Origin of the sequence: Serratia sp. Ag1 (assembly GCF_000743355.1) — a bacterium.
Taxonomy (GTDB): domain Bacteria; phylum Pseudomonadota; class Gammaproteobacteria; order Enterobacterales; family Enterobacteriaceae; genus Chania.
The window spans coordinates 1-25495 of record NZ_JQEI01000052.1 but is presented as its reverse complement, the minus strand read 5'-3'; the positions used below and the strand labels follow the sequence as shown (position 1 = coordinate 25495).

Here is a 25495-nt window from a genome sequence, read left to right as displayed (position 1 = left end):
GGCACTCACCCCCGGTTTTTTATTGAGGGAGCAGTGAGATGTCGCTGACCGATGGTGTATTACTGATTTTTATTGCCCTGATGCTGCTGTATGCGCTGTACGACGAATTCGGCATGGAGCTGCGGAAAGGCAAAACCCTGCTAAAAGTTCGGCTAAGGCGCAGTAACCGGCTTGATTGCCTGATTTTTGTCGGTCTGCTCACCATCCTGATTTACCGCAATATCACCACGCAGGGCACGTTATTTACCACGTACCTGCTCATTTCGTTAGCCTTGATCGCCGTCTATATGGCTTATATTCGCTGGCCTAAGATGTTGTTTAAACCGCAAGGTTTCTTTTATGCCAATGCCTTTATTGAATATCCGCGTATTAAGGCAATGAATTTATCTGAAGACGGCATTTTGGTTATTGATTTAGAGCAGCGCAGATTATTGATTCAAGTCACTCAATTAGATGACCTGGAGAAAATTTATCATTTTTTTGTTGAAAATCAGTAACAAAAAAATCTCTTCCTTTTATCAGCCGCACTAATGAATAATTTATCAGCCCCCTTTTGATTCGCGGCTGATACCCTAAATAATTCGAGTTGCAGAAATGTTGGCCACATTTACCTCAAGTGAAAACCGTTCTCAATGCCATTAAAATAGAACCTTCATTTAAAGGTTGTCTCCGCTAAAAATATTATGGTAAGGTTGCGCCGTCATTGGGGAGTAGCCGGTTTCTGAGGATTAAATAATCAGAAACGCCCGTATCAACATACTCGTTTCGCAACTCGAAACGTGGTGCGGGCAGCCGAACAGGTTGGCGAGACCATAGGCACGTAACTCCGTCGTATGGTTGGGGGTGGGTTACGTGCATATGGAGCCACCCGGCCGAGGTTATTCAACATGAACTTGTCAGCAACCCTCATTCTCGCATTCGCTATGTCTATGGACGCATTTGCCGCTTCGATCGGTAAAGGCGCCGCTCTGTATAAACCACGCTTTCGTGAAGCACTGCGCACTGGCCTGATCTTTGGCGTCGTTGAAGCCATTACACCGTTAATCGGCTGGGCTCTCGGGCTGTTTGCCAGCCAGTATATTATCGAATGGGATCACTGGGTGGCCTTCGGTCTGCTGTTTATTTTGGGCGCGCGGATGATCATGGAAGGCATCAAGAATGCGCCGCTCGAAGAACAGAAAGTAAAACGTCACGGATTCTGGGTGTTAGTCGTTACCGCTATTGCCACCAGCCTGGACGCAATGGCCATCGGCGTCGGTCTGGCCTTCCTGCAGGTCAACATCGTTCATACTGCAATGGCGATTGGTTGTGCCACCATGATTATGGCAACGTTGGGGATGATGATTGGCCGCTATATCGGCCCTCTGTTGGGTAAACGTGCTGAAATTCTTGGCGGGGTGGTGCTGATCGGGATTGGGGTAAATATTCTGCTTGAGCACCTGGGTTATCTTGCCTGACATCCTCTGAAAGTGAAAAACCTGCAGCAGCAGGTTTGAGGGGGATGACAACATGTTTTTTAGCCCGAGATACCCGGGCCTAGCGCACCGAGGGGCGCTCCGGCGGCTTACGCCGCTACGACCCCTTCGGCACGCTCTCCCTAATATCTAACTTTATCAGCCGTCTGAAACCAGCAGCAGCAGGTTTTCAGTGCCCGTTGGAACGGCGATACAGGCGAATGGCAAAGTCTGTTTCACAAGCAAAATCGGTGGTTGCTGCCAGTGCTTGCTGCACCTGTGGCGAAGCGCGCCAGGCGAATGGCGTCATCTGCAACAGATTGGCCGCCTGCTCACCGGGCAGCATCATCGGATAAGCCAACGATTCGATGATTTCGCAGCTAAAGCCGTCAAGCTGCTCGTCGTTTTCCGCATGTAACTGAACATCCTGATAAACCTGCTGCTTTAGCTGATAAAGATGACGTGGCCCTGGGGAAACGGTCACCACTATCCCCCCTGGCTTCACTACCCGTGCCAACTCCTGCGCCTTGCAGGGCGCATAAATGCGCAATACGGCGTCAAGCGAGGCATCAGCAAAAGGCAAACGATGGCTGGAGGCAACACAGAATGACACTGCCGGATAACGTTTAGCGGCAGAACGGATCGCCACCTTGGCCACATCCAGGCCATACACTGCTGCCATCCTGCGTTTTTGCGCTAATTGCGCCGCCACCGCCGCAGTGTAATAACCTTCCCCGCAACCGATATCCAACAACGCCTCAGCCTCATCCGGCAATGCCGTGTCTAACAGCTCTGCAACCCGCTGTTGCAATGGCTGATAATATCCGCCATCCAAAAATACACGGCGTGCCTGCATCATTTCGGCACTATCGCCCGGCTGCTTTGAGCGTTTATGCTGCACCGGCATCAAATTGACATAACCTTCTTTGGCGCAGTCGAACTGGTGATTGTTTTCACAACGCCATTGCTGGCTGGCATGATTGAGAGGCTGATGGCACAACGGGCATTGATAGAACATGACATGAATTCCAGAGAGATACGGCGCGGCTAGTCTAAAGAAGGGCTCTGTGCGATGCAAGGCGCATACTCCCTGTTGCCGCTAGCCAGCAACCAGAAAAGCTGGTTACACTGAAGCCTGTCATCAGTTGCAGGTAAAAAACATTCTATGACCGATTACTCCCCGCTCCTCAGTGCCGTTCCCGGTATCAAACATGGCTTTGGCAACAAAAGCGCCCTGCTGCCGGAACCGCTATTGCCGTATCGCGCCACGTTACCAGAAAAAAAACAGGTTCACGGTACACGTATTGTTGAGATCCATCACCCCACCCAAGTGTGCGGTGAAGCCGATGGTTTCTTTACTCGTGAACCAGGTATTTTAATCAGCGTATTGACCGCTGATTGCCTGCCAGTGATCTTCAGCCGAAACGACGGCAGCGCTGTTGCTGCAGTTCACGCGGGTTGGCGCGGATTAATGGATGGCATTCTTCAACAGATGGCGCAACACATCAGCCGTGATGACAGCACCGCCCACTGGGTTGCATCCATTGGGCCCGCTGCGGGGCCATGCTGCTATGAGGTCAATGAAGAGTTGGTTGCGCGCTTTCAGCAGGCTTTGCCTCTGCCACCCGAGTTAATCAGCCCACGCTACCGACATCTGGATTTAGCCACTATCGCTGAAAACCAGCTTCGGAGCCTGGGATTTGCTGCGGTTGACCGCGCAGGCAGTTGCACTATCTGCACGCTGAACAGTTCCCCACAGCTGCCACAGCGCTTTAAATACACCAGTTATCGCCGTAACTGCCACCGCCGGGCGCAGGACCCTAGCCATCCAGATATCAAGGGGCGCAATCAGTACTCCGGCATTATTATCACTGGTTGACGCTGAGCAAACCGCAGAAACGAAAAAACCCGCACAAAGGCGGGTTTTTTGTACAGCTGACGCTGTATTAGATAGCAGTAACGTTCACTGCAGATGGACCTTTCTGGCCATCTTGGATTTCGAACTCAACGTTCTGGCCTTCTGCCAGAGTTTTGAAGCCATTACCCTGGATTGCAGAGAAGTGTACGAACACATCTTTGCTGCCGTCAGCAGGAGTGATGAAACCAAAACCTTTAGACTCGTTGAACCACTTAACTTGACCTTTAATCTTTGCCATCTTGAGTATTTCCTTTGGATTGTTTAAACCGCCCGGAGGCGTTACATAGACAAACTAGAGTCGTTACTGCTTGAGGCACTAAGATAAGGATCGGCAGAGAAGCGGTATTCAACGCTAACGTTTTTACTCAGAACTTCTTTACTGAAAATGCCACACATATACAGAACTGTACCTCGTTTTACCCAGATGCGTTATCACATACTCTGGAAACGATGGCAAGCCATTTTTAATCACTGATCGACCTGTCGCACATATTTGAAACGGTCAACCGCATGCATAGCCTAAATACGTTAAAAGATGTTGAAGCCCTGGCTATTTTCTGCTTTATCCGCATGCGGTTCTGAACTCCGCATGCCGCCTGAGTTTTAACAATTCTTTCAACCTGGTGACAAAGGTTTTTGACAACAAATAAGCCTTCACGCACGGTAAAGCATAAAATTTTTTGAATCTTTATGGAATTTTATATGCAAGTTTTGAATATCGATGAACAGGGGACGAAACGGCTCATCAATTCGGATTTTTGCTACCAAGCCAGCCACAGCAGGAAGACATCGTCCTGTTTGGCAAAAAAGGCGAACGCCTCAGCCGTTTTATGCGATGGAAAACCACAGCCCATAGGTGCATAAACATGCCACACAGGGAATTATGCACCAATAAAGTGCAACGTGGCGAAATACTCCCGGCCTTCAACCCGTGGATATTCCGCGTAAAACGAACCAATAGAAAATAAATAGCAAATACTTTCTCTAATATCTCAATGTTTATTTAAACCCCCGCTCTAAGAGAATACGCAGATGAATTTCAGCGCCGCCACTGGCTCGGTGTTATGCGCATTTCTACCGCGACCAATCTCATTCACTGCCTAAAACCGATCACACCAAAACCCACGCCCCTGAAAAAATCCAGCCTTACTCACACAGAACTCACATCAAGATCAATACGCTCGCCAATCTTTAATGGATGAAAACGATGATCCTCAATACCCGCGGCTCCTAATGCCTGGTTTAATTGCTGCGGTGGCTCATCTAATGACTCGTCGGCCAACTCAAAAACCCCCCAATGCATTGGAATCACGCGCGGTGAGTTTAATTGCTGATACAGCATTACCGCTTGTTGGGGATCCATATGCTGTTCCTGCATGAACCATCTTGGTGCATACGCGCCAATCGGCAACGCCGCGAGGTCAAATGGCCCCAGACGAGTACCGATCTCAACCAGTTTCTCTGTGTAACCCGTGTCACCCGTGAAATAAAATCGTAGTGCGGGATGATGGATCGCCCATCCACACCACAGTGAACGATTGCGATCCCAAGGAGTACGCATGCTCCAATGGCGTGCTGGCGTTGCATGAAACGTCAAATCATCCAACGCCAGGCTTTCCCACCAATCCAGTTCGACGACGCGTTTGGCCGGATAATGGCTAAACCAATTTTTTAGCCCTAGCGGCACAATGAACGTGATTTGGCGAAAGCGCTTGGTCAGTTCCCTGATAGTACGCCGATCCAGATGATCGTAATGATTGTGGGAGATTAGCACCACATCTACCGCAGGCAGTTGCTGCACCGTTAACGGAGACGGAGTTTTACGCTGCGGGCCATAAAAACTCAGCGGCGAAGCTCGAGGGGACAAAACCGGATCGATCAGGATATAGCGCCCCCCTAACCGCAACAAAAGCGAAGCGTGCCCTAACCACCACACGCTGTCCTGCTCACCGCTGAGATCGGCGGCTTGCCACCAGTCTTGGATGAACTGCTCATAACCCGCCTGCGGTGGCTTGGGTAAGCCAAGCTTTTTGCGTTCATCCTGCCAACGTCTCAAATCGCCTTTCTTGTGCAACGTCGGTTCAGGGTTACAGAATCCCTGCGGCGTATGGTGCGCTTTATTCGCATCGTAATAGCGATTAGTGATCTTCATTCCCCTACCTCTCCCTGCCCCAAGTAATACAAGATAGCCCGCCTGGGGCTTATCACCAGTATGATAAACATCTGGCTTTTTTGCCTATCCTATTGGCAGATAAATTGATTTATCAGGGCTAAAAAGAAGAGTGATGCAAAAATCGGATTCAAGCCAACGTAGCTTGCGTCTGCTGGCTTAGCAGAAAACAGATCATCGCGGCCCGCAATGGGCTGCTGCTTCCGGCCTGCCATACGCCGCCTTGGGTGGTGATACTGGCTTGCCACTGTGGATTACTGTCTTGGCTGAGAGCATTGAGACTGATTTTGTGGGCACAGATAATCGGCCACGCATCTGCAGGGTTCTTGCAATAGTCTTTACCTTTTACACCACCGTAAGGGTACCATTTTTCTGGACTTTCCCCGGTGATTAACGCGATGCTGCGGTTTACTTCGGCGTCACTTTCTTCATACCATTTAATCATTAGCTGTCTCTCTGTTTCGTAAGGTCAAGACGACATTACGATACCGGTACGACAGATTTATGACAGCCAACACGCTTTCGCTTCTTATTTGAGGAGACACCCCATCATGCTAAGTGGCTTTAACCACCTGACGCTCGCCGTTAGCGATCTTGATCGCAGCTTTGCTTTTTATACCGACACGCTGGGTTTTAGCCCCAAAGCCCGCTGGTCACGCGGGGCCTATCTGACACTGGGTGACCTGTGGTTATGCCTGGCGCTGGATAACACTCGCAGTGAACAGCCCCACCACGACTACACGCATTACGCTTTCAGCATAGCGCCTGAGAATTTTGCTACCTTCGTTGCGCGTTTACGGGCCAGTGGTGTAAAGGAGTGGAAAGATAACCACAGCGAAGGAGAATCACTGTATTTCCTCGATCCCGACCAGCACGCCCTGGAGATTCACTGCGGAGATCTGGCCAGCCGTTTAGCAGCCTGTAGGGAGAAGCCCTATTCAGATATGGTATTTTACTGAAGGTAAGAATGCGGCTCGATTAAAACTGCAAGGTAACAACCGCCGCAGTGCGGCGGTTCACAGGTTACTCGCGGTTGAATTTCATCTCAATCAGTGCGATCGCTTTTTCAATCGCCCGCTTAGTGATGGGATCGGCCCCGGCAGGATGAGTAGAGAAATCAATATTTTTCAGTTGACTAGCCATCTTGTCCCGTACTTCTGTCGGCGCAATAACGTCGATCACATCCAGGATTTGTTTGATAACCAGTTGGCAGGCAACCAGATCAGAAACCAGTTCCTGATCGTTGCTCAGCATGTCAGACATAATACCTTCCTTCTTGATTCAGACGCCGCATCATACAGCATGCCAGTCATTCAATAAAACGCTCCAAGCGATGGCGTAACTGGCTGTTCTCTCTGCGTAATTGCTCGATCTCCTGCAGCAACGTCAACGCGACCGCAATGCCGGGCCAATCCAAAGCCAATTCACGCTGCAAACGCCGGGCACGATTAAATACGGCCAATGCTCCATCGTCGAATACCCAATCCGCGGCTTCTGGATTGCTCGGCTCAATAACGCCTAGCCCGACCACCTCGCTCAATTCAGCTTCGGTCACCCCCGTATGCAGGCAAAACTCAGTCACGGTAAAGGTTATCTGTAACTTGGCCATTATGCTTTTCTCCATACAGTGCGGGGATCAAAGGCGGTATTCGCCTCGGCCAGCTGTTGCCAGAGTGCCGCCTGCTTTTCATCCGGTTTGGCTGGCATCACAATCTTGATTACCGCATACAGGTTGCCGGTTTCCTTTTTGCTGACCAGACCTTTACCCTTCAACCGCAGGCGCTGACCCGCCTGACTGCCCGCCGGGATAGTCAGCAGAATGTTATCCGACAGCGTAGGCAACGAGATTTTAGTCCCCAACGCAGCCTCCCAAGGGGCCAGAGGAACCACAATCTCCAGATCGTGCCCGATCACCTCAAACAAAGGGTGAGGAGCAAGTTTAATGATGAGATAGAGATCGCCATTCGCCCCCCCATCCGTCCCAGGAACGCCTTGTCCTTTTACACGAATGCGTTCCCCCTCACCCACTCCTGCAGGGATTTTCACATTGAGGGTTTTGGGGATTTCTTTTTCGACCAGACCAAAAATGTTATAGACCGGCACCGTATAACTCAGGGAACGCGTCTGTTCACTCAGGGTTTCTTCCAGGAACATTGCTACGCTGAGTTCCAGATCCTGCCCGCGAGCCGCATGCCGTGGCTGCCGCCCTTGCGCACCGCGACCAAACATCGAGCTGAAGATATCGGCGAAGTCCTCAGCATTACCCTGCTCGGTATACTGCGTCTGCCGACCAAAATCAGGATTGTTACGCTGCTGGAGCAATTGATCGTACTGCGCACGACGTTCACTGTCCTTGAGCACCTCATAGGCTTCAGCAACGTCTTTAAAACGGGCCTCGGCGTCTTTTTCAGTGCTGACGTCCGGGTGAAACTTCCGCGCCAAACGGCGGTAAGCGGTCTTGATTGCTTTTATGTCATCGCTAGGTTTAACCCCTAAGATGGCATAGTAGTCCTTGATTTCCATAACGTTATGTTCTCATTTTTTTATAGGTGGCCGGGCTGACGACAACGAAACTTAACGCGGTGATTTAACATTGAGGCGGGTAGCAGGATGATGACAGGCTTCCTTAGCGGGAACCTGTCATCATTGAGTTGCGTTAATATCGATGGGTGAGTTGGTTAACTGATTTCACTGGTCTTCACCTCCCATACCTTCCGCATTGTTTACTATCATGACTGGCGCGACCATAAAGGCAGCAACGCCTACGATGACTAAAAGAGTAATAATCACTGTTATTAACATGCGATCACCCCATCAACATGACGTTGTTACGGTTAACTCTCTGCTTAGGTTAATGGCCTCTCGGGCCTGGACCACTTGGATTCATCGTTGCGGTCAATTTCAGATTAGCTGGTTTCTCCGGATGATGACAAGCCATCCGGAAAAGCTTTTTTATTTATCTGTGTAACGAGGAAGGATCAGACGGCTTCAGGCCGGATATTTGCTAGCAGTGTTCCACAGGCTTGATTTTTACCGTTTCTTTTCGCCTGATATAGCTGTGCGTCCGCCTGTAGCAGGAAGTCAGCCAGTTCGCCAGTGCTCTCGGCACTGCGGCAACAGACACCCAGACTGATACTGACAAAAGGCGAGACCGAAGAGTCCGCATGAGGGATTTTCTGCTCGATAAGCAACGATCTTATCGATTCTGCCACCGCCATAGCCCCATTTAATTCAGTATTGGGCAACAGGCAGGCAAACTCCTCACCGCCATAGCGAGCAACCAGATCGGTAGCACGCTTCAAGCCATGGCGAATGGTTTTCGCTACGCGGCGTAAACAGTCATCACCAGCCAAATGACCATACAGATCGTTATATTTCTTAAAGAAATCGACATCAATAATAATCAGGCTGATCGGTGTCTGGTGACGATGGGCCAACTTCCACTCCTGGCTCAGCCGCTCATCAAAATAGCGCCGATTATGCACCTCGGTTAACCCATCCAGATAGACCAACTGACGTAACAGATCGGATTGTGCCTTTAACAACAGGTGGGTGCGCACCCGTGCTCTGACCGTGTTCCGGTTGATCGGCTTGCTGATAAAATCCACTGCACCTTCATTAAAACAGCGGGTTTCCGTCTCTTCATCAATATGGGCAGTCACAAAGATAATCGGGATATCCTTGGTTTCAGGTAAACTCTTGAGCTGAGCACAAACCTCATAACCACTGATGTCCGGCATTTCAATATCCAGCAAAATCAGATCCGGCTTTTGCTTGATGCAAACCTCCACCGCCTGCTTGCCATTGGTGGCCATACAAACATGATGATCGGCAGAGAATGCTTGGTATAGCACCTGAATATTGATCGGATGGTCATCTACAACCAGCAGCTTAGGTTTCTCCAGACCCGGTAAAAATACGGTGGCATCCTGGTCAGGCAGGTTAGTTATTGTCATGAGGTCCATTCCTTTGCATTGAAACACTGTCCAGCAACGCTTGAGCTATCTGAATAGCCAGTGCGAAGTCTAGTTGGTTGATCGCGTGGCTTAGCGGAGATAACGCCTCACCAACCTGGTGGCCAAAAGTCGCCTGTAATTGATCCATGGCTTCAAGGGCTGCCATATCTGAATTTTGTAACAGTAATATCAGCGCGTTCAAATCAGAATCAAGCGAATCTACCCCACCCTCGCCAGCAGAGGCGGCATCCGCCCCTTTACCCAGCAGCATGCGACTCAACTCCACCATTCCAGCCTGCACAGAACGAGCCTGATCTTTTATTTCGCTCAGCAGGCTTTCCAGAGCTTCTGGAGCAGGCACAGATTCCCCACTCAATAATGTCTCCCCTTGACTGGCATTTTGCGAAAAATGCGTGGCACCAAGCTGCGCTGCCAACCCCTTCACGGTGTGCAACAGACGCGAGGCGGCTCGCCAGTCCTGCTGCGCGATCAGGGTGTCGAGTTGCCCTGAGAAGTCGGCCAGTTCAGCGCTAAACAGCGAGAGCATTTTCTGCAGTAAAGGAACGTCTCCGCCTAAGCGATTAAGCGCAGACTCCAGTTCAATACCCGCTACCGCCGCAGCCGCTTTCCACTCCGTTAATAACGGTGAGAGCGTTTGTTGATGCGCAATCATAGCGAGCTCCGGCTGCTTGCTGTATTTCCGTATGACCCGGATCAGGTTACCCAGATCAAAAGGTTTACCAATGTGATCGTTCATCCCGGCAGCCAGGCAAGCATCGCGATCGGATGCCATCGCATTGGCGGTCATGGCGATAATCGGTAAATCCTCCAGCCCCAGAGTGCTACGAATGTACTGCGTGGCGCTTAGACCATCCATCACCGGCATCTGTAAATCCATCAACACCACATCAAAGGAAGCAAGATTGTCCTGCAAGATCTCGATCGCTTCCTGGCCATGGTTGGCGATCTGCACAATCGCGCCTTCGTCCTCCAGTAGCTCGCGGGCAATCTGCTGATTGTTAACGTTATCTTCAACAACCAGCAATCGGATGCCCGACAATTGTTGTGAAGGCGCCGCCAGCCTGGCCGGTACATCTTCAGGCTGCTTGCCATCACTTAATGCATCGGTCACTGAATCCAGTAACATAGAAGCGGTAATGGGTTTTACCAGATAGCCATCAAGCAAGGCCTGATCTTCTTCACTGCGCTGCAATAACATTTCACGATCGTGCGCGGTGATCATAACAATCATCGGCACCACCCCTTCTGGCATCAGCTCACGCACTGATTTACTGGTCTGCCAACCGTCCAACCCCGGCATTTGCCAGTCAATAAACAGGGCACCGTAGGTAATACCTTTTTCCTGTTGCTGCTTCATCAACTGCAACGCTTCACTGCCGCTATTGGCGACATCCACGGTCCATTTTAACGACTCGCCCATACGTTTAATCAGATCGCAGGCCGTTGGGTTATCATCAACCACCAGAACACGTAAATAATTTAAAGCATGAGCCCTGACTGACAAGGGCTCAGGAGCCTCGCTGGCTACCTCGGAACGCTCAGGCAGAGGTAACGTAATGGTGAAATGGAACAAGCTGCCGCTACCGACCTGGCTTTCTAACTCGAGGGTTCCCCCCATCAAGGCCACAAAGCGCTGACTGATAACCAACCCCAACCCTGAACCGCCGAAACGGCGCGAGATAGAAGCTTCTGCCTGCGTAAACCCACTGAAAATACGCTCCTGATGCTCAGGGGCGATCCCTATCCCGGTGTCGCGCACACCAAAATGTAAAGTCACCTGTTGATCATCTTGTTTGACCACTTTAATAAACAGTATCACCTCACCCTGTTCGGTAAACTTCAGCGCATTGCCGCCAAGGTTAATCAAGATCTGTTGCAAGCGCATGCCGTCACCAATCACAAACGAAGGCAAGCCTGGGTCAATATCAAACAATACCTCAACGTTTTTAACTCTCAGGTTACTGGAGAGGATGACGGACAAATCCCGCAGCATGGTATGAATATCAAACGGAATGCATTCCAGCACCATTTTGCCCGATTCGATCTTGGAGAAATCCAGTATGTCATTCAGTAACCGCAATAAGGTACGGGCAGCGGCTTCAATTTTGATCGCATAGTCAGCCTGTTTATGGTTGAGGCCGGTTTTTCTTAATAACGTCATCATGCCCAAAATGGCATTCATTGGCGTACGCAACTCATGGCTCATGGTCGCCAGAAATGCAGATTTGGCATGATTCGCCGCTTCTGCCGCTTGTCTCGCCACCCGGAGTATATTTTCGTCTTCATGCTGCTGCGTGACGTCACGATTGATCCCCATCATCGAAACTGGTCGGCCATTTTCATCCCGTTCGACCATTCCACTTGATTGAATAAAACGTATCTGGCCGTTGATCACAATCCGAAAGTTCTGACGATAAACATTCTCACTTTCCAACGCCATTTTCACTGCATGCGTAACCTCTTGACGATCTTCCGGGTGCAACAGGTTATACCAAGACTCCTGAGGAATCGGCACATTGCACAACTCGGCGGGCAGCGCATAAATATCGTTCATTCGCTCATCAAAGGTGAAGGTTTTATCGGGAATATTCCAAAACCAGATCCCTAATTCTGCAACATCTGCCGCACGGATTAATTGGTTACGGGCAATGGTCAGGTTAGCTTGCTGATTTTTGCTGTTGGTAATATCAATCTGAATAGAGATATAGCGCTCGATCTCACCTGCGCTATTTTTAAACGGTGCAATAGTGGTATCCACCCAATAAATACGCCCGTCTTTGGCCCTGTTGCAGATCTCCGCTCGCCAGGAGATCCCGCTGGCAATATCTTTCCACATTGCCTGCCAAAACTCAGTGGAATGGGTATGTGAGTCTAATAACCGATAGTTCTGGCCAATCAACTCTTCACGTCGATAACCACTGATATTACAAAATGCGTCGTTCACTTCCGTTATTAACCCATCCCGATCGGCGGAAGAGATTATGCCATGTAAATTAAGGGTGCTGAGCAATGCGTTATTCTCACGTAACGCCTCCTCAAGCCGCATATAGGTAGCCTTACGCTCACTGATATCCGACTCTATCGCCATAAAACCGATGGGTTCGTTCTGGTCGTTGTAACGAGGTTGGATTTCTAACTCAATCCAATACTCCTGGCCTGACTTAGAGCGATTAATTAACTCACCGGTAAATGCTTCGCCCGCATCCAGCGCGGCCTTCATGGCCGCCGCAACATCTTTATCGGTATTAGCACATTGCAGTAGCCTCCCTGGCGACTGACCAAGAGATTCATTCTTGCTGTAGCCGGTAATGCGCTCGAACCCCTCGTTCACCCACACAATACGGCGATCTACATCTGTAATAACGACGGCATTAGAGGTGTTCTTCGCCACCAGCGCCAAACGTTCCAGATCTGCCGTCATATTACGAGCCAACATCTCTGCACGATGTCGGCCATTGATCTGTTGACGAAGCAATAGTGCCAGCGCAGAACTGAGTAACACACCAAAGCCCAATAAAAGCCAGGCAGCATAGCGTTCTGTCAGCGCTTCAACGGAAGGAATACTGGTGACTCGCAGAGTCATCTCCCTGCCTGGCAGGGGTAATGTATTTAACTGGCGGAACGTTCTTGTATTGATGACCTGATTGCTGTGTTCTTCTTTTGGCATAAAATCCGGCTTTTGGCTGCCATCGGCATCAAAAACCAGATTATTTTTAGAAAAGTCATCCGTACTGTCAAACAGTTCAATATCCACTCGCCGATTGCTGAACTCTGGAATATTGTGCAACAGATCGGCAATAATGATCGGCGAATAAAGCAACCCCACTAACGATGCCTGCCGCTCTTCAGGCGTTACGGGGTTACTTCCATAGGCATAAACCGGCACAAACAGCAAAACACCGGGCGTTTTGCGATCGTCCTGTACTAAATGAAGAGAACCCGACAGTGTAGGTTGGCCGGTATTAATCGCGGCAAGAATGGCCTCCCGCCGCACGGTTTCTGAACCAACGTCAATCCCTTCAGTGCCATGATTATCTTTTGCAGGCTCAATATACTTAACGATATACAGGTCATTGTAATGTTTATCACTAAACTGAGTCAGGCTAAATTCCGGATCTCCATCCGCTCTGACCCGCGCAAGAAACTCATCCAAATGACTGCGTTGGACCCGTTGAATGAAACCGAACCCCCTGACCCCAGGGAACTCAACAGACAGATTATGGGAGGCGACATAAGCATGAAACTGCTCACGGTTTAAGTCGTTATTGGTGGCATAAGCCCCTTTCGCCCCGTTCAAACCGTAGACAGGTTGAGAAAAGCGCCTGACGATTTCATCGGAAATTCGCTCAACATTACGCTGAAACTCAGCCTTGGCACTGTGTTCAATATCGTTATAGACCCGCCAGGCTCCTACGCCTGAAAAGATCACCCCAACGATAAATAATAACACCGGCAAGAAGTTAACCTTATGTGCCAAGTAGTTATCCCAGAAAGAGAATCCTTTCTGCGTGCGCGTACTTTCATCTAATCGTTGAGGGGCCATAGAGCCTCACATCCCTATAATCAGCAATAGCTCAAGCATAGACGTATTACTATGTGATTCAAGGTAGTGGAAACGTCTTTGTTGACCCAAAATGAGGGCGTTACGCCAGCAGGGCTGTGGCTCAGGTTAGCAGGCATTCCACTCTCGGTGATGACAACCTCAAATCTCTGAGTTAGGCTAAGTGCGTTTGCCTGTGCCTGCTCGCTTGGGTTAAACCACAAAATCCTGCAAAATCATAGAGTTATATAATTTTTATAAACAGGCAGGATGTGTAAACTTAACAACAAAATCAATTAGGTAAGTGGATTGATACAAGAACACCACCTCTCATTAGTCTGCGCCCTCAGTAAGTGGGTTGAAACCCACCTTGGGCGGGTGATCCACCTTGAAGAGCTGGCTGAGTATTCAGGCTACTCACTGTGGCATATGCAGAAATTGTTCAAAGAAGCGACGGGGATTTCGCTGGGCAAATATATCCGCGAGCGCCGTCTGGCAGGAGCGGTGTATCAACTACGCAGCAGTGAGGCGACCATCTTTGATATCGCGCTGGATTTTGGCTTTGGTTCCCAGTCGCATTTTACCTATATGTTCAGAAAACGCTTCAATATCACTCCCTATGATTTCCGTCAGGATCTGAGCGTAGACCTCCATATCGAACCCCCTTTGCATATCATTCATCAGAAAATGGCCTGAACCAGGCCATTTTTAGAGAGTACTTTGACTCCAATCTGATTTATTCGACAAAGCCGTAGCGGTGGGACAGGCACTTATTCACAAAGCCATAATAATCAGCTATGTTGCAGATGAGCCTATATGAGGTTCAATATTCCATGGAGGGTATATGAGTAGTACCAAGCTAACTCATGAACGATTCGCATTTCTTGAGATGTTGGCCTTTTGGATGGGAGAAGTGCGTAATAAAGACCTTGAAAATCAGTTCAGCATAACCCGACAGCAAGCATATAAAGACTTTGTTCAGTATCAAAATTTGCACCCCGATTACCTCATCAAGTTAAATAAAGCACAGTACGTTTTTGCTGATGATAAACAGCCCCAATATTTTCATGGTGGGTTAGATAATTTTCTTTCCTGGCTTGAAACTGGCTATTTTGTTTTAGCCCGCCAATTACCCAGTGCCTGTGCAACCCGGCTTGAATTACCTGAGCGCAGAATCTCTCGTCAAGTAATCGCTACGTTGATAAAAGCTATTCATCAAGGTTTACGAATAGAAGTGAACTATACCTCGCTATCTAATCCTGAAAATGAAGGGCGAATCTTTAGCCCACACAGTATTGTCAAAGCAGGAAGCCGTTTCCATGTGCGAGGATATTGTGAAAAATCGCAAGGGTTTCGTGACCTTGTTCTGAGTCGCTTTAGAGAAAAAGCAGAAATCGAAGGTTTATCGCCCCACTCGATTGTTCAAGATGAAGCCTGGCAAACCTACATTACGTTAGTTTTATCACCTGACCCACGATTAAACCCTGCCCAACAAGATGTTCTTGCCAATGACTATCAGATGGAAAATAACCAGCTTCAGATAAAAACCCGAGCCGCCCTTGCCGACTACTTGCTGAAAGAATTGCAGGTAAATACTAAATATCTTGATGGAAAACCCGAAGCCCAACAATTGGTGCTGGTAAACAGAGATGACATCAAGCAATGGTTTTTTAACAGTTGGTGAGTGCGCAAGCAGTGGATTGGTAATTCCAATTAACCTGAATATCCGTACAGTATTGTGCGGGGATTTTATAAATAGCAAGCTCTCATTCCAATACAACTCTTATTTAGTTGTGTCCTATGAATTCAGTTTGACGTCTGCGGATAAACTACTTTGAGCAAGGATGATTGATAGTGAGACGCTTAACAAAAATGCCTTCACAAACCGACAATATAGTCTCTGCGATTTTCTTCGAAAAGTGCCCGGCTAAAACTCGGATATTAAGTGATGGAACCGTCGTTTTAGGCCGTTCGGTGCTAAGCCACTGCCAGATTGTCGCTGAAGTTGCGCGCCAGCTGATATCCCGCTTCCCCGAGTCAATACGAGACCGTTTGTTCCCAACCGGGAGTGAAATGGCTGTGGGCAGCCATGATATCGGCAAAGTCAGCCCGACTTTTGTGGCAAGGATTCTCTCAGCCTGCGGTATCGACTACACAAAGATACCGGAACTGACCGGTGTAGCCCCCGAACTTGAGAAACAATGGGGGGGACATGCCGGGGTCAGTCAGGCCACAGCAGAAGAAATTGGAGTACCGAAGTATGTTGCCGCAATCCTCGGTCAACACCATGGTTTTAACCCACCGGTTGATGATAAACGCGGCAATGCTGGCGTCTTTGGTGGCCCCAGTTGGTTTGACGAACGCAAGAAACTGGTGGCCGCGCTAAAAGAGTGCTTGCAAGCGGACTGGCCGAAGTTTGACTCCGCAGCCCAGGCCCGTGTCGTCGCTGGGTTAACTTCAGTCTCTGACTGGATTGGCTCCGGCGAGTTTTTTGAAAACCCTGATGAAGATTGGCGGCCCAATATTGCAGCAGCCTTGAATGACGCTGGTTTTATCAAGCCCGTCATTCGCCACGGACTGTCTTTTACTGAAGTATTTGATCCCGCTAATCTCACGATGCAACTGCGTGAACCGCAGTCACTGTTTATCGAGCAAGTGTCGGAGCCTGGGGTTTATATTCTCGAAGCCCAGATGGGGATGGGAAAAACCGAGGCGGCCTTATATGCCGCTTATCGGCTATTATCACAGGAAAAAGCGACGGGTATTTACTTTGTGTTGCCAACCCAATTGACCTCCAACAAGATTTACGATCGCTTCAATGCTTTTTTGAAGCAAGTCGTTAGCGCAGAAACCCCCAAACAGGCTTTGTTGCTGCATTCTGGTGCCTGGCTGCAGGATACTGAAATAGGCGAAGAAGGCCGCCCTGGCGGCTCATGGTTCAGCCAAAATAAACGCGGTTTACTGGCTCCGTTCGCTGTCGGCACTATTGATCAGGCGTTAATGGCGGTTATGAACGTCAAACATGGTTTTGTCAGAGCCTTTGGTCTGGCTGGCAAGGTCGTCATCCTGGACGAGGTGCACAGCTATGATCTTTACACCGGTACTATTCTCAACGAACTGGTGGCATTTCTGCGGCAAATAGACTGCACCGTGATTATTCTCAGTGCTACCTTGAGCCAGGCGCGGCGTGAAGCGCTCTTACAACAGACAACAACCAGCACCGCCTACCCACTGGTTACGGCTCTGCCAGCGGTGAAGGAAAAAAATAAGCTGGTTGAGGTGGGGGTGCCCACGGTAGACAATCCTCCCGTAATACTTCATTCATGCGATAAAAATGAACAAGCATTGGAAGAGGCACTTAAGCGGGCAACTCAGGGCCAACAGGTCTTATGGATTGAAAACACGGTTGCGGAAGCCCAACAGCGGTATCTTGATATCGCCAGCCGCGCGACGCAGGCAGGATGTGAAACGGGCTTGCTACATTCGCGTTTTACTCCTCATGACCGAGCACGCAACGAAGGTCGTTGGGTAAACCTCTATGGCCGGGCTGGGTGGCCCCAACGTGCACACTGTGGGCGTATTCTGGTCGGTACACAGGTACTGGAACAGTCGCTCGATATTGACGCTGATTTTCTGGTAACCCGCTTTGCCCCCACCGATATGTTGCTACAGCGTCTTGGCCGTCTTTGGCGGCACACAGACACCCCGCGCCATGCCGGTGCCAAACCCGAATGCTGGTTGCTGACCCCAACGCTGGAGCACGCCCTGGCTAATCCTCACTCTGCTTTTGGCTTGAGCGCCATGGTGTACTCACCCTATGTGTTGTGCCGCAGCCTTGAAGTCTGGAAAGACATGCAGTCAATCCGGTTACCCTCAGGCATTCGCCCTTTAATCGATCAAACCTATGCCGAACGCACTGAAACTGAGCAATGGGCCAGCTTGCTGCACGAACTGAAAAATGGCAGCCGGTTCCGTACTGGCGAACAGGCCCAACAGGCTCTGGCCAAGCTGACTTTATCGAAAGGCGGCAAAACATTGCCAGAGCACAAAGCGGAAACCCGCTATAGCGAGCGGGACACACACGACCTGTTATTACTGCGCAGCTTACGCACACAAGATGATACGACCCATATCCGTTTACTCGATGGCAGCGAATTAACCCTGCCTCATGGCCGTCACCGCCTGACCAAAGCGGAATGGCGCAAACTGGCTGTAGCCCTTAACCAGCAACTGGTGCGAGTCAATCCAGCTTATTGCCCGCCCAAAACCGCTAAACATGAGCTGGAAAAACTGCACCTGCATGAGGTGTTTTATCTTGGTCGACCAGAAGATGACGAAGCTTTGCTGCGCGTTGCCATCGTCAGCAAAACAGGCGAATTGCTTACTCAGGACGGCTACCCGGCTGGCGATAAATACCTGCTTGAATACCGTGAAGATCTTGGCTTCCGGGCCATTTCCAATAAGGAATAAACGATGGAAAACCGCTTTAACTTGATTGATGAACCCTGGATATCCGTTGCGGATGTGGGCCGGGTCAGCCTGAAAGAGATTTTTAGCAACCCACAATTACGTGCTTTAGGTGGTAACCCTGTGCAGAAAATTGCTCTCACCAAACTGTTATTAGCCATCGCTCAAACTGCGGCAACACCCGATGATGACGATGATTGGAAGCGAATGGGCTGGCAGGGGATGGCGGACAAGTGTCTACATTATCTTGATAAATGGCATGACAGATTTTATCTGTACGGCGAAAGACCGTTTTTACAGATCCCTGCCATTCGGGCTGCTGAAGTCAAGTCTCTGGGCGTATTGTCACCAGAGATCAGTACTGGCAACACAACGATACTAACGGAAACTCAGCAAGAGCAAAAAAGCAATGATGCTGATAAAGCCATTACCGTTATCGTTCAAATGGGATTTGGCCTCAGCGGTAAGAAAACCGATAACTCAGTGGTATTAACTGCCGGCTACCAAGGTAAACAAAACGACAAGGGGAAGCCTGCCAGCGGCAAAGCCGGTATTGCGGTTGGGCACATGGGTCTATTGCATTCTTTCTGGCTGGGTGATTTCGTTGCACACAGCATTTGGCTAAATTTGTTTACCCATGAGGATATTACTGAACTGGTAATGTATCCAACGCTGGGAATTACTCCCTGGGAACAGATGCCCACCGGCGAGGATGATGAAATTGCCCGATCGTTAAAAGAGTCACTGATTGGCCGACTGATACCGATGGGTAAATTCTGTCTGTTGGCGGATAACGGCATTCACTACACCGATGGTATTGCTCATGCAGGTTATCTGGAAGGAAAAGCAGACCCGACGGTTTCGGTGGATTTTGCCCAGAAAAAACCGAGAGCCTTATGGGTAAATCCAAGTAAACGTCCTTGGCGAGAATTAACCTCCTTATTGCAGTTTATCGAGCAAAATAAAACAGCTGGTTTTGACACACTGCAACTGAAACACACACTAAAACGCGTGTCTCGCAGTGCCGAGCAATTTGCTCTCTGGTCAGGCGGTTTACGGGTCAGCAGTAATGCCGGAGAGCAATATGCATCCGGTACTGACGACTACGTTCAGTCTGAAATGTGGCTATCATCCGACTTGCTTAACGACGTGTTTATGGAACACCTAAAACATGAAATGGCACAACTTGAAGCTATCCAGAAAACGCTTTGGGGGGCGGTTGTCCGTTATTTCCGTCAGCTATCTGATATTGATAAATCCGGTACAGGCAAGGCTCAACCCTTTGTTGCGAATCAGGTTGAGAAAGCGACTGGGATCTTCTGGCAACTCTGCGAACGCCAGGCTCAGTGCATGATTAACGCCTGTGACACGACCGAAGAAGCCAGGCAACAACGTTTTCAACTGCGCAAAACCTTCGTTGCTTACGCCATTCAAGTTTTTGACCAAATATGCCCAAACGACAGTGCCCGTCAAATGGACGCCTGGGCCCAAGCTCGCCCCAACTTTTCCAAATATTTAAACGCTGACTAAGGAGAAAACCTATATGGCTCAGCCCTCTGTAGATACTACGGCCCCAAATCCCGGCAAGTTCTCTAGAGCCGAACGATTCGTCAGCTACGTGATTGATCGTATCAAAAAGGACAACGGCTTTGCTGCTCGGCTCAAACGAGCAGACAACCCCACAATGGAATATCAAAGCTGGGAGTTGCTGGCCAATTTTAGCGTTGATCTCGAAAAAGAGTGGGAGCGTTTGCCCTACTGCACCGTAGGCGCCTCCCTGGCAAAGGCTAAACCCGCAGCCAATGGCAAGTTACCCTTGGGTACAGCGATTGCCACCTGTTTTGATGAGGGGAATCAGTCTGATCAGGCCAAGGCTCGCCTGCGCCGCCTGCTGGCCTGTACCAGTACGAGTGAAGCCTGTCGCATTTTACGGCCATTGTTAGCCTTGATGACAAGCCGTGGTGTCACACCTGATTACTGCCAGTTGCTGGAGCAATTGCTGAGGTTTTCCGGGCACAGGCAAGAGCAGATTCGAGCTCGCTGGGCACAAGAGTTCTATCGTCGCGCCGTAGAGGTGGATGAAACTGCTTCGGAGCTCTCTCATGACTAAGCTATTCGCAAGTGCCCTACACCTTGACCGTGTCGCCGTCAAAGCGCTGAAAGTGACTGATGTCTATTCGTTGCACCGGGTAGTGTACAGCTTGTTTTCTGATAAACGTGCGGAAGCCGAAAAACAGAGCCATATCCCAAGCGGTATCGTTTATGCCGATCAGGGCGGTGACTTTTATAGCCGCAAAGTGCTGATTGTTTCAGACCGGCAGCCAGCAACACAAGTAGAGGGCCAATACGGCAAAGTGATCAGCAAGCCCATTGCTGATGCGTTTTTGACTCACTCCAACTATCGCTTCAAGGTGCAGGTGAACCCGGTGCGCAAGGATAAACAGAGTGGTAAACGAGTTGCGGTAAAGGGCCGCACTGATATCGCTCAATGGTTTTTACAGCGGGCCGCCAATAGCTGGGGATTCGAGGTAGCCCCTCAAACCTTACAGGTAGACGCCATTGAGGTATTGCAATTTCAAGACAAGATTGGCCAACAGGTAACACTTGGCAGAGCTCATATTCAGGGGCAGCTCACTGTGACCAACCTATCGCAATTTCACAACAGCTTTAAACATGGTATTGGCAAGGGCCGCGCGTTTGGCTGTGGCCTATTGCAAATAGTGCCGCTCATTGACAATCCATTTGCCTGATTTCCAAAGTATCTTTTACAAGGACAATGTTATGACTACCCCATATAAAAATACCCGTATTGAATTCCACATCCTGCAATCATTCCCGGTGACCTGTCTTAATCGTGATGATGTCGGTGCCCCCAAGTCAGCCATCATCGGCGGCGTGCCGCGAGCACGCGTGTCGTCACAATGCTGGAAACGTCAAGTACGCCTTGCTATGCCCGATTTTGGTATTCGACTCGGGATCCGCAGCAAAAAGATAGCCGCCATGTTAACCAATGAGTGTCTGGCACTTGGTGCCAGTGAAGAGCAAGCGACTCAATGTGGTGAGGCGATGGCCGCATTTTTTTCCGACGATACCTTGTTATTTCTGAGTGAAACTGAAGCCAAAGCGTTTGCCACTTATGCGCAAGAAAATGGTTTTGAAGTAGCGAAACTGAAAGACAAAGATCTGGTAAAAGTGTCCAAAAAAGTCGTTAACAAAACGCTTGATGCACTGGATATTGCGCTGTTTGGCCGCATGGTTGCCAGGGCACCGGATATGAATGTCGAAGCGGCAGCGTCATTCGCACATGCTATCTCAACCCACAAAGTGACCAACGAAGTGGAGTTTTTTACGGCGGTGGATGACTGTAAAACCGAATACGAAAGCGGCTCCGCACATATGGGCAGTTTGGAATATAACTCAGCAACTTACTACCGTTATGTGAGCCTTGATCTAGGACAGTTGGAACAAACGTTGGGAGAAGATGCAAACTTTAAGACTGCCGTAGATGCCTTTGTAAAGGCACTGTATGTTGCCGTGCCGGACGCACGCCAGACAACGCAATCGGGTGCATGCCCCTGGGAATACGCCCGCGTACTGGTGCGTAAAGGCCAACGCCTGCAAGCATCTTTTGAACAACCCGTGAAAAGTAAAGGCGAAGGTTTCCTCTCCCCAAGCAAAGTCGAACTTAACGCCTGGCTCGACAAAAAAGAAAAGCTATCCGGTTCGTTGTTTGGCAAACAAGGGGATTATGAATGGGGTGATAACCTTGAATACAGTATCGATAGCCTGATTGCTGATCTACAGTCTCATCTGTAAGGGAGATTAAAGATGCGCGAATCAACCCAATATATGCTCTTGTGGCTTGAAGGGCCGCTGCAAGCCTGGGGACACGACTCCAAGTTTGGGGTACGTGATACGCTGAACTTCCCCACACGCTCGGGTATCCTTGGCCTGCTTTGCTGCGCTCGAGGGGCTGGTGGCCCCGAAATCGAATGGCTGGCGCAAATGAATGACATGAGCATGGAGGTACGGGCATACGCCCGTATTGATAGTAAAGGCCAACTGCAACTACGTGAGCCTGCATTGCGTGACTTTCAGATGGTGGGTAGTGGCTACGATGACAGTGACCCCTGGCAAAATCTGTTGATACCTAAAACCTCTGATGGAAAAAAGGCCGTCGGTGGAGGTACCAAAATGACCTATCGCTACTACCTGCAGGATTCGGTTTTCGCCGTGGTATTGGCGGTACCCCAGACGCAAGCGGGATCATTATCTGACGCTTTACAAAACCCGGTGTGGGATTTGTACCTGGGCCGCAAAAACTGTGTACCAACCGAACTGATTTATCAGGGATTATTTGAAGATGCAAACGCTGCCTGGCAACAAGCACAAACGTTGGCAGATAACAAACAGCGGTTACTCAGCTACGCCGTCATTGAGGGGGAAACAGATGGCGATATTATTACTTTGAACGATGTCCCTGTGCAGTTTGGCCGGCACAAACGTTATCGGGATCGACGGGTGACATTGCTGGAGTTCAGCTAATGGCTAAGGGAGAGCGACTGTTTGTAAAAGTGACTCGTGAATCATTGCCCCAGGTAAAAGACAAATATCCCTTCCTGTATCTGGAGCGCGGCCGATTAGAGATAGATGATAGCAGCGTAAAGTGGGTTGACTCGGAGGCCAATGTGGTGCCGATCCCTGTCGCAACCATCAACACGTTGCTGCTTGGCCCTGGTACCACAGTGACTCATGAAGCGGTTAAAACGGCAGTCGCAGCCAACTGCTCTGTGTGCTGGGTTGGAGAGGATAGCCTGCTGTTTTATGCCGCAGGTTTTCTTCCTACCGCCGATACACGCAATCTTAAATTGCAGATGGCTCTTGCCAACAATGAGGAGTCTTCTCTTAAGATCGCCAGAGCGATGTTCGCAAAACGTTTTCCTGATGCTGAACTGGATGGTAAGAGTTTAAACAGCATGATGGGAATGGAAGGTAATCGTGTTCGTGCGTTATATCAGCAAAAAGCTGAAGAGTATGGCGTAAGTTGGCAAGGACGCCAGTTTACACCGGGCAAATTTCAGCTGAGTGATCTGACCAATCAAGTACTAACCGCCACCAATGCAGCGCTTTATGGAATATTGTGTTCAGCCGTCCACTCCATGGGGTATTCCCCCCATGTTGGATTTATTCATTCTGGTAGCCCATTACCTTTTGTTTATGATTTAGCCGATCTTTACAAGGAACAACTTTGTATTGATCTTGCATTTTCCCTCACTCGAGAAATGGCTGGCCGATATGATAAACACAAAGTCTCTGAAACATTCAGGAAGCGAGTCATTGCCATGGATTTGCTCAATCAGATCACAGTTGATGTTAATGATTTGATGGGGGTTAAACATGCTCGTCGTACTCGCAAATGACTTACCACCTGCTGTTCGTGGACGTATGAAACTCTGGTTTATCGAGCCTCGCCCGAACGTGTTTGTATCTGGTGTAAAAGATTCTGTTGCACAAACAGTTGTTGATTACTTGATGCAATATTCTCCGACAGAGTCTGGTCTTATGCTGTTTAGAAGTATTCCTCAACCGCCAGGCTACGAAATTCGTTACAAAGGTGAGATCAGAAAACCAATTACTAATATCAGCGGATTACAACTCATTATTGAAACCCTGAAATCCCCATAATCTATAAATATGGTGTTTCAATTATCGCTCTTTCACAATATATTGGTGTCTTCCCCACGCACGTGGGGGTGTTTCTGCCTCCGCGCCATCCTCCCCGCTACCGGCAGAGTCTTCCCCACGCACGTGGGGGTGTTTCTATCATAGTCGCACTCATCGCGGTCTAAGCGGTGTCTTCCCCACGCACGTGGGGGTGTTTCTGTGGTCGTCGTCAGTACCGCATATTCTGAAACGTCTTCCCCACGCACGTGGGGGTGTTTCTTTGAATGTATACATAGCGTTAACTCCGATGGGGTCTTCCCCACGCACGTGGGGGTGTTTCTGTTTCATATGGCTTGCGATTTGAACCGCGTGAGTCTTCCCCACGCACGTGGGGGTGTTTCTATTTAGCACTTGGCGAAAGTAAAGCACGACAAGTCTTCCCCACGCACGTGGGGGTGTTTCTCTTAGGGTGCCTGCGCGTGATGAGCAGGGATTGTCTTCCCCACGCACGTGGGGGTGTTTCCCATTGCCTTATTAATGCCATCAATTGCACTAGGTCTTCCCCACGCACGTGGGGGTGTTTCTTAAAGATGATTGAACGCGAAATGCAGACTTGGGTCTTCCCCACGCACGTGGGGGTGTTTCCACCCACCGTCCCGGTTACGATTTGACGTTTTCGTCTTCCCCACGCACGTGGGGGTGTTTCCGCCCTGTGGGTAAACGTTGTCGCGTCATGGGAGTCTTCCCCACGCACGTGGGGGTGTTTCTGATTTCATCACGTTCGACTTGGCTCGATGTAGGTCTTCCCCACGCACGTGGGGGTGTTTCTCTAATTCATCTTTGCTGTGATCATAAAAATCAGTCTTCCCCACGCACGTGGGGGTGTTTCCCTGCTGACATTGTTCAGACCTGGTGAGAAATCGTCTTCCCCACGCACGTGGGGGTGTTTCTACGCTGCGACGCATCGTAAAGGGCATGCAGCGGTCTTCCCCACGCACGTGGGGGTGTTTCTTCAGCCAGGGCATCTGTGGCCGTTTCCTTTCTAGTCTTCCCCACGCACGTGGGGGTGTTTCTTAGGACGCGAATTGTCGGGAGTATCGGCGGAAGGTCTTCCCCACGCACGTGGGGGTGTTTCCTTTTCACCATTAAGTGGTTGGTGGACACCTTTGTCTTCCCCACGCACGTGGGGGTGTTTCTATGGCTCGATAGACATATCGAACGCTGTCTGCGTCTTCCCCACGCACGTGGGGGTGTTTCCATTCATGGTGATTTTTGTCGAACTTGTGTAGTGGTTTAATGAATTTG

At 49.7% G+C, this 25495-nt stretch carries 23 protein-coding genes, 1 pseudogene, 1 CRISPR repeat array and 1 riboswitch; of the genes and pseudogenes, 14 read left to right on the top strand and 10 right to left on the bottom strand.

The window, feature by feature from the left end:
- The first annotated feature begins 38 nt into the window (after positions 1–38).
- The gene (locus tag IV04_RS22690) at positions 39–497 is read left to right on the top strand and encodes a DUF986 family protein (protein ID WP_037404517.1); all 459 of its coding nucleotides are present in this window, start codon (positions 39–41) and stop codon (positions 495–497) included.
- A gap of 196 nt (positions 498–693) precedes the next feature.
- A riboswitch (yybP-ykoY riboswitch) is annotated at positions 694–875 on the top strand.
- A 12-nt stretch (positions 876–887) separates the two neighbouring features.
- Positions 888–1457: a manganese efflux pump MntP gene (mntP, locus tag IV04_RS22685; RefSeq protein WP_037404519.1), complete on the top strand. Its 570-nt coding sequence runs from the start codon at positions 888–890 to the stop codon at positions 1455–1457.
- A gap of 187 nt (positions 1458–1644) precedes the next feature.
- On the opposite strand, the gene rlmA is transcribed toward mntP, so the two are convergent.
- A complete protein-coding gene (gene rlmA / locus IV04_RS22680) occupies positions 1645–2472 on the bottom strand; it encodes a 23S rRNA (guanine(745)-N(1))-methyltransferase (RefSeq protein WP_037404521.1) in 828 nt (275 codons plus the stop codon).
- A 147-nt stretch (positions 2473–2619) separates the two neighbouring features.
- Between rlmA and IV04_RS22675 the strand changes: the two genes are divergently transcribed.
- Complete coding sequence (locus IV04_RS22675; RefSeq protein ID WP_037404522.1) at positions 2620–3333, top strand: polyphenol oxidase family protein; 714 nt, start codon at positions 2620–2622, stop codon at positions 3331–3333.
- Positions 3334–3400: 67 nt separating this feature from the next.
- On the opposite strand, the gene cspE is transcribed toward IV04_RS22675, so the two are convergent.
- The 4 genes from cspE to IV04_RS22660 all read right to left on the bottom strand — a co-directional run bounded on the left by cspE (position 3401) and on the right by IV04_RS22660 (position 5987).
- Positions 3401–3610, bottom strand: a complete 210-nt coding sequence (gene cspE, locus IV04_RS22670; RefSeq protein WP_002221949.1) for a transcription antiterminator/RNA stability regulator CspE — start codon at positions 3608–3610, stop codon at positions 3401–3403.
- Between the two features lie 41 nt (positions 3611–3651).
- A complete protein-coding gene (locus IV04_RS25590) occupies positions 3652–3768 on the bottom strand; it encodes a DUF2627 domain-containing protein (RefSeq protein WP_071593021.1) in 117 nt (38 codons plus the stop codon).
- Between the two features lie 754 nt (positions 3769–4522).
- Positions 4523–5524, bottom strand: a complete 1002-nt coding sequence (locus IV04_RS22665) for an MBL fold metallo-hydrolase (RefSeq protein WP_037404523.1) — start codon at positions 5522–5524, stop codon at positions 4523–4525.
- A gap of 148 nt (positions 5525–5672) precedes the next feature.
- Positions 5673–5987, bottom strand: coding sequence for a phage protein NinX family protein (locus tag IV04_RS22660; RefSeq protein ID WP_037404524.1), 315 nt, complete (start codon positions 5985–5987; stop codon positions 5673–5675).
- A gap of 106 nt (positions 5988–6093) precedes the next feature.
- Here IV04_RS22660 and fos point away from each other — a divergent pair, with 106 nt between their 5' ends.
- Positions 6094–6501 (top strand): fosfomycin resistance glutathione transferase, encoded by a 408-nt coding sequence (fos, locus tag IV04_RS22655; RefSeq protein WP_037404525.1) that lies wholly within the window; start codon positions 6094–6096, stop codon positions 6499–6501.
- A gap of 64 nt (positions 6502–6565) precedes the next feature.
- Here the strand turns inward: fos and IV04_RS22650 are convergent, their stop codons facing one another.
- The 5 genes from IV04_RS22650 to IV04_RS22625 all read right to left on the bottom strand — a co-directional run bounded on the left by IV04_RS22650 (position 6566) and on the right by IV04_RS22625 (position 14062).
- A complete protein-coding gene (locus tag IV04_RS22650; protein WP_037404526.1) occupies positions 6566–6805 on the bottom strand; it encodes a DUF2766 family protein in 240 nt (79 codons plus the stop codon).
- Positions 6806–6851: 46 nt separating this feature from the next.
- Positions 6852–7151 carry a chaperone modulator CbpM gene (gene cbpM / locus IV04_RS22645; protein ID WP_037404527.1) on the bottom strand — a complete coding sequence of 100 codons (300 nt, stop codon included), beginning with the start codon at positions 7149–7151 and terminating at the stop codon, positions 6852–6854.
- Positions 7151–8065 (bottom strand): curved DNA-binding protein, encoded by a 915-nt coding sequence (cbpA, locus tag IV04_RS22640; RefSeq protein WP_037404528.1) that lies wholly within the window; start codon positions 8063–8065, stop codon positions 7151–7153. Before cbpA ends, cbpM begins: the two co-directional genes overlap by 1 nt.
- 455 nt (positions 8066–8520) lie before the next feature.
- The gene (locus IV04_RS22630; protein ID WP_051916946.1) at positions 8521–9498 is read right to left on the bottom strand and encodes a diguanylate cyclase domain-containing protein; all 978 of its coding nucleotides are present in this window, start codon (positions 9496–9498) and stop codon (positions 8521–8523) included.
- Positions 9485–14062 (bottom strand): CHASE domain-containing protein, encoded by a 4578-nt coding sequence (locus IV04_RS22625; RefSeq protein ID WP_037404530.1) that lies wholly within the window; start codon positions 14060–14062, stop codon positions 9485–9487. The genes IV04_RS22630 and IV04_RS22625 overlap by 14 nt, the downstream gene beginning before the upstream one ends.
- Positions 14063–14368: 306 nt before the next feature.
- On the opposite strand from IV04_RS22625, the gene IV04_RS22620 reads away from it, so the two are divergent.
- From IV04_RS22620 to cas2e, 10 genes and pseudogenes are all read left to right on the top strand, one after another.
- On the top strand, positions 14369–14755 hold the full coding sequence (locus IV04_RS22620) for a helix-turn-helix domain-containing protein (protein ID WP_037404531.1): 387 nt from the start codon (positions 14369–14371) through the stop codon (positions 14753–14755).
- A gap of 148 nt (positions 14756–14903) precedes the next feature.
- The gene (locus IV04_RS22615) at positions 14904–15743 is read left to right on the top strand and encodes a WYL domain-containing protein (protein WP_081893278.1); all 840 of its coding nucleotides are present in this window, start codon (positions 14904–14906) and stop codon (positions 15741–15743) included.
- Positions 15744–15931: 188 nt separating this feature from the next.
- Positions 15932–18529 carry a CRISPR-associated helicase Cas3' gene (cas3, locus tag IV04_RS22610; RefSeq protein WP_235212868.1) on the top strand — a complete coding sequence of 866 codons (2598 nt, stop codon included), beginning with the start codon at positions 15932–15934 and terminating at the stop codon, positions 18527–18529.
- Between the two features lie 3 nt (positions 18530–18532).
- Positions 18533–20056: a type I-E CRISPR-associated protein Cse1/CasA gene (gene casA, locus IV04_RS22605; protein ID WP_037404534.1), complete on the top strand. Its 1524-nt coding sequence runs from the start codon at positions 18533–18535 to the stop codon at positions 20054–20056.
- Positions 20057–20069: 13 nt separating this feature from the next.
- Positions 20070–20636, top strand: coding sequence for a type I-E CRISPR-associated protein Cse2/CasB (gene casB, locus IV04_RS22600; protein ID WP_037404535.1), 567 nt, complete (start codon positions 20070–20072; stop codon positions 20634–20636).
- Positions 20629–21276 (top strand): type I-E CRISPR-associated protein Cas6/Cse3/CasE, encoded by a 648-nt coding sequence (cas6e, locus tag IV04_RS22595; protein ID WP_037404536.1) that lies wholly within the window; start codon positions 20629–20631, stop codon positions 21274–21276. Before casB ends, cas6e begins: the two co-directional genes overlap by 8 nt.
- A 31-nt stretch (positions 21277–21307) precedes the next feature.
- Complete coding sequence (cas7e, locus tag IV04_RS22590; RefSeq protein WP_037404537.1) at positions 21308–22342, top strand: type I-E CRISPR-associated protein Cas7/Cse4/CasC; 1035 nt, start codon at positions 21308–21310, stop codon at positions 22340–22342.
- Positions 22343–22354: 12 nt separating this feature from the next.
- Positions 22355–23071 (top strand): type I-E CRISPR-associated protein Cas5/CasD, encoded by a 717-nt coding sequence (gene cas5e, locus IV04_RS22585; RefSeq protein ID WP_037404538.1) that lies wholly within the window; start codon positions 22355–22357, stop codon positions 23069–23071.
- Positions 23071–23946 carry a type I-E CRISPR-associated endonuclease Cas1e gene (cas1e, locus tag IV04_RS22580; protein ID WP_037404539.1) on the top strand — a complete coding sequence of 292 codons (876 nt, stop codon included), beginning with the start codon at positions 23071–23073 and terminating at the stop codon, positions 23944–23946. The genes cas5e and cas1e overlap by 1 nt, the downstream gene beginning before the upstream one ends.
- A pseudogene (gene cas2e, locus IV04_RS26925) lies at positions 23924–24124 on the top strand (type I-E CRISPR-associated endoribonuclease Cas2e); the annotation flags it as partial. The gene cas1e and the pseudogene cas2e, both read left to right, overlap by 23 nt.
- A gap of 78 nt (positions 24125–24202) precedes the next feature.
- Positions 24203–25447: direct repeats of the CRISPR family, unit length 28 nt; unit sequence GTCTTCCCCACGCACGTGGGGGTGTTTC.
- Positions 25448–25495 lie beyond the last annotated feature (48 nt).

Bases quoted from the DNA above. Each gene is read 5' to 3' on its own strand.
- IV04_RS22690 (WP_037404517.1), top strand. From the start codon at position 39: ATGTCGCTGACCGATGGTGTATTACTGATTTTTATTGCCCTGATGCTG.
- mntP (WP_037404519.1), top strand. From the start codon at position 888: ATGAACTTGTCAGCAACCCTCATTCTCGCATTCGCTATGTCTATGGAC.
- rlmA (WP_037404521.1), bottom strand. From the start codon at position 2,472: ATGTTCTATCAATGCCCGTTGTGCCATCAGCCTCTCAATCATGCCAGC.
- IV04_RS22675 (WP_037404522.1), top strand. From the start codon at position 2,620: ATGACCGATTACTCCCCGCTCCTCAGTGCCGTTCCCGGTATCAAACAT.
- cspE (WP_002221949.1), bottom strand. From the start codon at position 3,610: ATGGCAAAGATTAAAGGTCAAGTTAAGTGGTTCAACGAGTCTAAAGGT.
- IV04_RS25590 (WP_071593021.1), bottom strand. From the start codon at position 3,768: ATGTGTGGCATTTTCAGTAAAGAAGTTCTGAGTAAAAACGTTAGCGTT.
- IV04_RS22665 (WP_037404523.1), bottom strand. From the start codon at position 5,524: ATGAAGATCACTAATCGCTATTACGATGCGAATAAAGCGCACCATACG.
- IV04_RS22660 (WP_037404524.1), bottom strand. From the start codon at position 5,987: ATGATTAAATGGTATGAAGAAAGTGACGCCGAAGTAAACCGCAGCATC.
- fos (WP_037404525.1), top strand. From the start codon at position 6,094: ATGCTAAGTGGCTTTAACCACCTGACGCTCGCCGTTAGCGATCTTGAT.
- IV04_RS22650 (WP_037404526.1), bottom strand. From the start codon at position 6,805: ATGTCTGACATGCTGAGCAACGATCAGGAACTGGTTTCTGATCTGGTT.
- cbpM (WP_037404527.1), bottom strand. From the start codon at position 7,151: ATGGCCAAGTTACAGATAACCTTTACCGTGACTGAGTTTTGCCTGCAT.
- cbpA (WP_037404528.1), bottom strand. From the start codon at position 8,065: ATGGAAATCAAGGACTACTATGCCATCTTAGGGGTTAAACCTAGCGAT.
- IV04_RS22630 (WP_051916946.1), bottom strand. From the start codon at position 9,498: ATGACAATAACTAACCTGCCTGACCAGGATGCCACCGTATTTTTACCG.
- IV04_RS22625 (WP_037404530.1), bottom strand. From the start codon at position 14,062: ATGGCCCCTCAACGATTAGATGAAAGTACGCGCACGCAGAAAGGATTC.
- IV04_RS22615 (WP_081893278.1), top strand. From the start codon at position 14,904: ATGAGTAGTACCAAGCTAACTCATGAACGATTCGCATTTCTTGAGATG.
- cas3 (WP_235212868.1), top strand. From the start codon at position 15,932: ATGCCTTCACAAACCGACAATATAGTCTCTGCGATTTTCTTCGAAAAG.
- casA (WP_037404534.1), top strand. From the start codon at position 18,533: ATGGAAAACCGCTTTAACTTGATTGATGAACCCTGGATATCCGTTGCG.
- casB (WP_037404535.1), top strand. From the start codon at position 20,070: ATGGCTCAGCCCTCTGTAGATACTACGGCCCCAAATCCCGGCAAGTTC.
- cas6e (WP_037404536.1), top strand. From the start codon at position 20,629: ATGACTAAGCTATTCGCAAGTGCCCTACACCTTGACCGTGTCGCCGTC.
- cas7e (WP_037404537.1), top strand. From the start codon at position 21,308: ATGACTACCCCATATAAAAATACCCGTATTGAATTCCACATCCTGCAA.
- cas5e (WP_037404538.1), top strand. From the start codon at position 22,355: ATGCGCGAATCAACCCAATATATGCTCTTGTGGCTTGAAGGGCCGCTG.
- cas1e (WP_037404539.1), top strand. From the start codon at position 23,071: ATGGCTAAGGGAGAGCGACTGTTTGTAAAAGTGACTCGTGAATCATTG.